Here is an 8,731-nt window from a genome sequence, read left to right on the forward strand (position 1 = left end):
GCCGGCGGATCTCACGGTCGATGGGTTGCGGGCGTAGAAGTTCGATGCTTCGACTCTAGTTATCCGCACCGACGGGGGAGGACGCCGACCATGGTTCGGGCGTATTCTCACGGCTATGAGCCCCGTTGTTCAGACGCGTGACCTCACCAAGCGGTTCGGCCGGGTGCAGGCCCTCGCCGGCCTCGACCTGTCGGTGGCCGAGGGGGAGGTGCACGGTTTCGTCGGCCCGAACGGCGCGGGCAAATCCACCACCATCCGCATCCTGCTCGGCCTGATGCGCGCCGGCGGCGGCTCGGCCAGCGTGTTCGGCGGTGATCCCTGGGCGGATGCCTCCGTGCTGCATCGCCGCATCGCCTACGTCCCCGGCGACGTGAGCCTGTGGCCCAACCTCTCCGGCGGCGAGGCCATCGACCTGCTCGCCCGGCTGCGCGGGGCCCGCACCGGCGATCCGGCCTATCAGGCGCGGCGCCGGCAGTTGCTGGAGCGCTTCCAGCTCGACCCGACCAAGAGGGGCCGCACCTACTCGACGGGCAACCGGCAGAAGGTGGCCCTCGTCGCGGCGCTCGCCGTGCCCGCCGACCTGCTCATCCTCGACGAACCCACTTCGGGCCTTGACCCGCTGATGGATGCCGTCTTCAGGGCCGAGATCGTCGCCGCGGCCGCCGACGGTGCCACGGTGTTGCTCTCCAGCCACATCCTCAGCGAGGTCGAGCGCCTCTGCGACCGGGTGAGCATCATCCGCTCCGGCCGGATCATCGAGACCGGCACCCTGGCCGAGCTGCGCCACCTCACCCGCACCGAGGTGGCCTTCGCCGCCGCCGGGCTCACGGATGCCCAACTGGCCGGCCTCGCCGCACGGCTGCCGGGCGCGCGTGACCTCTCGGTCGGTGACGACAGGGTGAGCTTCACGGTCGACGCCCAGGCGCTGCCCGGGATGCTGCCGGCACTCGCCGAGCTGCGGGTGCAGGCGCTCACCGTGGCGCCGCCCACCCTGGAGAGCCTGTTCCTGCGCCACTACGATGACGCGTCGGCCGCCCCGAACGGGCCGGAGAACGTCGGTTCAGACCCGGCCGGCGCTCACTCTCCGCAGCACCGGCACCGGCGATGACGGCCCCGGCAGCCCCGGCACGCCAGGCAGCCCCGACGTACGTGCGAGCAGCGGTGCCCACCCTGTGGCCGATGCTGCGGCTGCGGCTGCGACGGGACCGCCTGCAACTGCCGATCTGGCTCCTCTCGCTCGCGGTGATCGCGTTGCTCGCCGGTATCGCCGTGCCCGCCAGTTTCGGCACACTCGCCGACCGGGAAGCTCTCGTGCAGATCGCCGTGGGCACGCCGAGCATCCTGATGCTCCGCGGTGAACCGAGGGGCCCCACCACCGACGCGTTGCTGTTCTTCAGCATGTTCGCCAACCTCGCCGCCGCCGTGGCGTTCATGAGCACGTTCCTCGCGGTGCGGCACAGCCGCGCGGAGGAGGAGGCCGGCCGCAGCGAGCTGATCGGCGCCACCGTCGCCGGACGGGTGGTGCCACTGTTGGCCACGGTGCTGTTCGGCGTCGTCGCGAGCCTGGCCGCGGGAGCCGCGGTGGCGCTGGCCCTGGTCATCGCCGGGCTCGACCCGCTCGGCTCGCTCGTCACGGGCGCCTCTCTGGCCGCCACCGGTGTCGCGTTTCTCGGTGTGGGGGTGGTGGCCGCGCAGCTGATGCGCACCTCCCGCGGTGCGAACGGACTGGCGGCCGCGGTGGTCGGTCTGGCCTATGTGCTGCGCGCCGCCGGCGACGCGGGCGGCACCCCGTCCGCCGACGGCCTGAGCCTGACAAGCGCCTGGCCGAGCTGGCTGTCCCCGATCGGCTGGGGCCAGCGCACCCGTGCGTTCACCGAGAACAACCCGGCACCGCTGCTGCTGGCGGTCGCCCTCGCCGGCCTGCTCGTGGCCGTTGCCGTACTGCTGCAGTCCCGCCGCGACACCGGCTCGAGCGTCTTCGCCGAGCGGGCCGGCCGACCGGCGGCCGGCTGGCTGCTGCACGGCTCGCTGGGACTGGCCTGGCGGCTGCACTGGCCCGCGATCCTCGGCTGGGCCATCACCGGGCTGCTGTTCGGGCTGCTGGCCGGCAGCCTCGGCGAGACCGTGGTCGAGCTGATGGAGGGGAACCCGGTCTTCCAGAATGTGCTGGTGGGCCTGGCCGGTGGCCGGGGCGCGATCATCGACCTGTTCACCGCGACCCTGTTCAGCCTGGTCGGGGTGCTGGCCACGGCCGCCGCGATCCAGGCGATGCTCCGGGCGCGTCAGGAGGAGGCCGCCGGGATTGCCGAGGCCATGCTCAGCACGAGCCTCGGCCGCATCCGCTGGCTGTTCGACTACGTCATCGTCGGCCTGGCCGGGATCGTGCTGGTGCTCGCGGCCGCCGTGGCCGGTGCGGCGGCCGGGCTCCTCCGTTCCGCGAACGCCGGCGACCGCATCGACAGCGTGCTGGCGGCCGGTGCCGCCCAGCTGCCGGCGGCGCTGCTGCTGCTCAGCGTCGCCGCGGTGCTCGTGGCGCTGCTGCCGCGCCTGAGTATCGGCCTGAGCTGGGGCCTGTTGCTCGCCGCGGTGGTCGTGGGTCAGTTCGGCGATCTGCTCGACCTGCCCCAGTGGCTGCGCGACCTCTCACCGTTCAGCCACACGCCGATCGTGGCCGCCGCCGAGGTGGACTGGAGCGGGGCGTGGTGGATGCCGGCGCTGGCCGTGCTGCTGGCGGCCGTTGCGGCCGTGGGCATCCGCCGCCGCGACCTCGCGCTGTGAGGCGGTGCCGGCCAGCGCGCTACTGCGGGTGCGGAGGAGCGGTGTCGCGCACGCGCTCTGCCGGCTGCCCGGGCGCCGGATCCGCGCCGTAGATGCTGCGGTCCACGGACCGACGGTTCCGGCCCCCGAGCCAATCCGTGAGGTAGATCTTCGGAAGGATCTTCGCCACAGCGAGCACAACATAGATGACTGTATTGATCCCGACGAACGCGGAAAAGATCGCGAAGAAGTGCGTGGCCACGGCCGAATCCGGCAACAGGATGCCGGTGGGGGAGAGCACCGGGAGGAACACTGGCACCGGCATCAGACCGCCCTCACCGTGCGGGTCGACGGGTTCGCGTGTTCCCAGTTGGCCTGTCGGCCGAGAGTGATGTCGATGATGCCCTTGACGTAGACCACGTTCAGGAACATGTCGAAGCAGAGTTCGGGGAGCACGGTGAGCGCGAGCAACCGGGCCCGCCAGCCGCCTTCCCACACGGTGACCACGCGTTCGGCAGCGAAGATCGCGCCGAGGCCGAGCCAGAACGGAAACCACACCCAGCTGCTCACGGCGAGCAGGGTGACCAGGATCAGGGTCAGGAACGAGGTCAGGGCGATCACGCTGTAGCCGATGCCGAGCTGTTGCGACCAGTAGCGCAGCGTCGCCGGGGTCAGCCCGTACGCGCCGATGTTCTCCAGGGCGCCGCGTTGCCAGCGCAGGCGCTGCTGCCAGAGGGCGGGCAGGGTCGGCATCAGCTCGGTCACCACTGTGCAGTGTGCGGGGGAGGTGATCAGGGCGCCGAGCGATTTCAGGGCGATGGTGAGCTCGTTGTCCTCGGTGAGCGCGTGGGTGTCGTAGATATCGCCGTGCACGCCCGGCAGGGTGACGCCGCGGTTCTCGGCGACGGAACGCAGCGCGACCGGCCGGAACAGCGAAGCCGTGCCGGTGAGCACGAAGACGCGGCCGCGCCGCCGGGCGAGTTCCCGGGAGTACCGCACGTACTCATTGCGCTGGAGCAGCCCGATCAGGCCGAACCCCGGTTCACCGCGGAAGAGGCCCCCGACCGCCATCAGGGCCCGATCGTTCGTGAAACGGGCGACGGCCTCGGCCAGGAACCCGTCGTCGAGTGCGGTGTCCGCGTCCATGACCATGACCACGTCGTTGTCGAGTAGCCCGGGGAGCACCCGGCTGAGGGCCTGGTTCAGGGCGCCGGCCTTCTTCTTGCTGTTGTCCACCGACTCGAAGACCTCGACGCCGTGCGCGCGGGCGATGGCGACGGTGTCGTCCGTGCAGTTGTCGGCGACGACGATGACCTGCTCCGGCCGATGCGACTGGGCGAAGAGCGAGGCCAGGGTCGCCGGCAGCGAGAGCTCCTCGTTGTGCGCGGGGATCAGCACGGTCACCGTCACGGGGCCGGCGAAGACGCCCCCGTCCCTGGCCATCACGATTCTCGGCGACAGCGGGTTACGGCTTGAGTTCGAGGACCGGCGGGATCTGTTCGTGGCCCGGCGTTCGAGCATCGCTATACCGGCGGCGAAGAGCACGGCGAGGGCGATGGCCCCCAGGATCGCCCAGAGCGCCGGCCGGCTCGGATCGTACAAGACCGGGAGCACGCCGAAGATCAGGTACCGGAAGGGGGCTGCGTCGGGCGTCGGATTCCCGGCTGCGACGGCGAACCACAGCAGCGCCGCTGCGCTGATGGCCAGACCCGCGATAACGAGGCCGACCGATCGTCCCAGTGCCCGTGCCCGCATACACCAGATCGTATCGGCTCGACCCGCCGGCAGCCCGGTAGCCCGGGCGCCGGCGACACGCTCTACGGCAGGATGACGAGCTTGCCGCGCGCGCCGGACTCGAAGTCGTCGAAGGCCTCGGCAACGTCGGCGAGGGCGTAGCTGCCCTGCACGGTCACGGAGGTGCGGCCGGCAGCGAGGCTCTCGGCCAGACGGGTCAGCACCTCGGGGGTGGGGTCGGCGAGGATCGGCACCACGGTCACGGTGTCGCTGGCGAGCTGGTCGGGCGAGCCGATCAGGGTGGAGACCAGGCGACCGCCGGTGCGCAGCGCCGGCAGCACGGTGGCCGCATCGCCGGCGAAGTGCAGCACGACGTCGACACCGTCGGGGTGGGCGGCGAGCACGGCCTCGCTGAGGTTCTGGGTGTGGTCAACGACCTCGCTGGCGCCGAGCAGGCGCACCTGGGCGATGCCGAGGGCGGTGCGGGCGGTGGCGATCACGGTGGCGCCCGCCGCGGCGGCGAGCTGCAGCGCCTGGTTGCCGACACCGCCGGTGGCGCCGACGACCAGCACGGTGCTGCCGGCGCTGAGCTCGGCGGCATCCACGGCGGCCTGCGCTGCCGTACCGGCCAGCCCGAGGGCGGCGCCACGGGCGAAGTCGACCTGCTCGGGCAGCTTCGCCAGACCCGTCGCGACGGGGACAACCACGAACTCGCCGAACGAACCGTCGCCCAGGTGGGCCTTGGTGACGACGCCGAAGACCCGGTCGCCCACGGCGTATGCGGTGACGTCGTCGCCGACGGCATCCACGATCCCCGCGAAGTCCTTGCCCAGCACCACCGGGAACCGGTGCTCCATCAGGCCATTGAGGTAGCCGGCGGCCACGGCCAGGTCGAACCCGTTGACGGATGCCGCGTGCACGCGCACACGGACCTCGCCCGCAGACGGCTGAGGGGTGTCGATCTCGGTCAGTTCGAGGGCGGAGCCGAACTCGGGCAGGGTGATGACGCGCATGGGGATCTCCTGGGTCGAGGGCGACCCGTGTGGAGCGCCGTTGTCCTTATGCTCCCATGCCGCCGCATCCCCCACCACGGCCCATGGTCCCACGCCCGCCAGATCCCCCACCATTTCACGGTGAGGTTTAGGCTGGTGCGATGACTGATCAGGCGACGGCATCCGGAATCGACACCGACGAACTCGACCCGGGCGTGCGCCCGCAGGACGACCTCTTCCGCCACGTGAACGGCAAGTGGATCGCCCGCACCGAGATCCCGAACGACAAGGCCCGCTGGGGTTCGTTCTACCTGCTCGCCGAGGAGGCCGAGAAGGCCGTGCGGGCCATCATCCTCGAGGCGCAGACCGCCGCCGAGGGCACCGAGGAGCGCAAGTTCGGTGACCTCTACGCCAGCTTCATGGACGAGGAACGCATCGAGCAGCTCGGCGCCACCCCGCTCGCGGCCGACCTGGCCACCGTGGACGGCATCAGCAGCGTGCCGGTGTTCCTCGCCACCCTCGGCCGCCTCGAGCGGTCCGGCGTCGCGGGCACCTTCCAGCTCTTCGTCGACAACGACCCGGGCAACCCCGAGCGCTACCTGGTCTTCGTCGAGCAGGCCGGCCTGGGCCTGCCCGACGAGTCCTACTACCGTGACGAGAAGTTCGCCGGCGTGCGCGAGGCCTACCTTGCCTTCGTCGAACGGATGCTCACCCTCGCCGGCGTCGACGCCGCCGCGGAGCGCGCCGGGCGCATCTTCGCCCTGGAAACCGAGCTCGCCAGCCACCACTGGGACAACGTGCGCACCCGCGACAGCGAGAAGACCTACAACCTCAAGACCTGGGACCAGCTGTCCGCGCTCGCCGCTGGCGCCGACCTCGACCTGTGGCTGGAGGGCCTGGACGCCCCGGCCGTGTCCTTCGCCGAGGTCGTCGTGCGCCAGCCGAGCTTCGTGGTCGGCCTGGCCGAGATGCTCACCGAAGACCGGCTCGACGCCTGGCGGGACTGGCTGCGCTGGCAGGTCATCCGCTCGAGCGCGTCGTACCTGTCGAACGACTTCGTCGAGGCGAACTTCGACTTCTACGGCCGCACCCTCACCGGCACCCCGCAGATCCGTGCCCGCTGGAAGCGCGGCGTCTCGCTCGTGGAGGGCGCCCTCGGCGAGGCCGTCGGCCGTATCTACGTCGATCGGCACTTCTCGCCCGACGCCAAGACGAGCATGGACGTTCTCGTCGGTTACCTCGTCGAGGCCTACCGGGCCAGCATCTCGGGTCTGGACTGGATGACCGAGGAGACCCGGGTTCGCGCCCTGGAGAAGCTGGACAAGTTCACCCCCAAGATCGGTTACCCGGTGAAGTGGCGTGACTACTCCAGCCTGGCCATCGAGCCCGGCGACCTGATCAAGAACGTGCGCGCCACCGGCGAGTTCGAGTTCCACCGGGAGCTGGGCAAGATCGGCAACCCGCTGGACCGCGACGAGTGGTTCATGACCCCGCAGACCATCAACGCCTATTACAACCCGGGCTTCAACGAGATCGTCTTCCCCGCGGCCATCCTGCAGGTGCCGTTCTTCGACGTGAACCGGGATGCCGCAGCGAACTACGGTGCGATCGGCGCGGTCATCGGCCACGAGATCGGCCACGGCTTCGACGACCAGGGCTCCAAGTACGACGGCGACGGCCGGCTCACCGACTGGTGGACCGAGGCCGACAAGGCCGCGTTCGAGCAGCGCACGGCGTCGCTGATCGAGCAGTACGACGCGCTGCACCCGGCGCAGGTGCCCGATCACCACGTGAACGGTGCCCTCACCATCGGCGAGAACATCGGCGACCTCGGCGGCCTTTCCATCGCCTGGGAGGCGTACCTGCTGTCCCTCGAGGGCGCCGAGCCGCCCGTCATCGACGGGTTCACCGGGGCCCAGCGGTTCTTCCTCTCCTGGGCGCAGGCGTGGCAGATGAAGATGCGCGACGAGGAGGCCATCCGGCTGCTCGCGATCGACCCGCACTCGCCGAACGAGTTCCGGTGCAACCAGATTGTGCGCAACATCGACGAGTACTACACGGCGTTCGGCGTGACCGAGACGGATGCCGCGTGGCTCGCCCCAGAGAAGCGCGTCACGATCTGGTAGCGGTCTTCTCCGGCCCCGCGACCCGTGGGTTAGGGTGTTCGCGGGGATGTCGCAGTACCGATAGTCAGAGGACAACGCAGTAGTGGTCGCGCCAGCACAGGAATCCGAACGCCGGTCCAGGCACGCGATCGAACGCGGCGGCAGACACCGGGAATCCTCGGTGCCGTCCAGCTTCGAGCGTGGCTTCCACTCGCTCGGCGAGCTCGCCATGGGCGGTGCGCAGGTGTCGGCGCGGGCGACCGACCTGGCCACCGGCCGGGTGCTGTTCTCCGTCGATGACCACGTCGTCATGCCCACCGCCGGCGTCGGCACTGTGCTGCTGCTCATCGAGGTGGCCTCGCGGCTGCGCGACGCCGATTTCGGCGCGTACACGATCCTCGACCGTTCGGTGCGCGACTCGGTCGACGGCTCCGGGCTCTGGCAGCACCTGCAGGCGCCGTCGCTGCCCGTCGCCGACCTCGCCGCACTGGTGGGGGCCACCAACGACAACCTGGCCACCAACGTGCTGCTGCGCGCGGTGGGCCTGGAGGCCGTGCGCCGTCGCACCGAGGAACTCGGCCTGAGCGGCACCGGCCTGCTCGACCTCGTCCGCGACGCCCGTGGCCCCGACGACGCCCCGAACCTGTCGGTGGGCAGCGCCCGCGAACTCACCTGGCTGTTCACGGCCCTGGCGCGCGGGGAGATCCTCGACGACGAGGGCAGCGAACGGGTGCTCGGCTGGCTGTCGCTGAACTCCGACCTGTCCATGGTGGCCAGCGCGTTCGGCTTCGAGCCGCACGCCCACCGGTCGGCGTCGCACGGCGTGCTACTGGTGAACTCCACAGGCTCCGACAACGGGGTGCGCAGCGAGGTGGGCGTGTTGCGCGGACCGCGCGCCGGCGTCGCCTATGCCGTGTCGATTTTCTTCGATGACCACAACCTGTCCTCCCGCCTCTCGGTGCTGGACGGCATGCGCTCGGTCGGGCTCGACCTGCTCGAATACGTGCACTGACCCCCCACCGAACAGTGAGTCAAGCCCCGGAACCATGGCGGTTTCTAGCGGTCGTTGCAACACCTGATGGTTTAGGTGCTTTGAATTAGATCACGTAAACGCTCGGCTGGGGTATCCCAGTCGAGCGTTTT

At 70.5% G+C, this 8,731-nt stretch carries 7 protein-coding genes; 4 read left to right on the forward strand and 3 right to left on the reverse strand.

Annotated elements, in window-relative coordinates; translation table 11 throughout:
• Positions 1–115 precede the first annotated feature (115 nt).
• Both RCH12_RS08410 and RCH12_RS08415 read left to right on the forward strand, forming a co-directional pair.
• Positions 116–1,108 (forward strand): ABC transporter ATP-binding protein, encoded by a 993-nt coding sequence (locus RCH12_RS08410; RefSeq protein WP_327016605.1) that lies wholly within the window; start codon positions 116–118, stop codon positions 1,106–1,108.
• Entirely contained in the window at positions 1,105–2,778 is a 1,674-nt protein-coding gene (locus RCH12_RS08415; protein WP_327016606.1) for an ABC transporter permease, read from the forward strand. The genes RCH12_RS08410 and RCH12_RS08415 overlap by 4 nt, the downstream gene beginning before the upstream one ends.
• Before the next feature lie 19 nt (positions 2,779–2,797).
• On the opposite strand, the gene RCH12_RS08420 is transcribed toward RCH12_RS08415, so the two are convergent.
• The 3 genes from RCH12_RS08420 to RCH12_RS08430 form a co-directional block, all read right to left on the reverse strand.
• Positions 2,798–3,082, reverse strand: a complete 285-nt coding sequence (locus RCH12_RS08420) for a hypothetical protein (protein WP_327016607.1) — start codon at positions 3,080–3,082, stop codon at positions 2,798–2,800.
• Positions 3,082–4,512 (reverse strand): glycosyltransferase family 2 protein, encoded by a 1,431-nt coding sequence (locus tag RCH12_RS08425; RefSeq protein ID WP_103429856.1) that lies wholly within the window; start codon positions 4,510–4,512, stop codon positions 3,082–3,084. The genes RCH12_RS08420 and RCH12_RS08425 overlap by 1 nt, the downstream gene beginning before the upstream one ends.
• Positions 4,513–4,574: 62 nt before the next feature.
• Positions 4,575–5,504: an NADP-dependent oxidoreductase gene (locus RCH12_RS08430; protein WP_327016608.1), complete on the reverse strand. Its 930-nt coding sequence runs from the start codon at positions 5,502–5,504 to the stop codon at positions 4,575–4,577.
• 140 nt (positions 5,505–5,644) lie between these two features.
• Here RCH12_RS08430 and RCH12_RS08435 point away from each other — a divergent pair, with 140 nt between their 5' ends.
• Both RCH12_RS08435 and RCH12_RS08440 read left to right on the forward strand, forming a co-directional pair.
• Positions 5,645–7,609, forward strand: a complete 1,965-nt coding sequence (locus tag RCH12_RS08435; RefSeq protein ID WP_088454846.1) for a M13 family metallopeptidase — start codon at positions 5,645–5,647, stop codon at positions 7,607–7,609.
• An 82-nt stretch (positions 7,610–7,691) separates the two neighbouring features.
• Entirely contained in the window at positions 7,692–8,600 is a 909-nt protein-coding gene (locus RCH12_RS08440; RefSeq protein WP_103429854.1) for a serine hydrolase, read from the forward strand.
• The last annotated feature ends 131 nt before the right edge of the window (positions 8,601–8,731 follow it).

The organism is Cryobacterium sp. MP_3.1 (assembly GCF_035984795.1).
Classification (GTDB): Bacteria; Actinomycetota; Actinomycetes; order Actinomycetales; family Microbacteriaceae; genus Cryobacterium; species Cryobacterium zongtaii.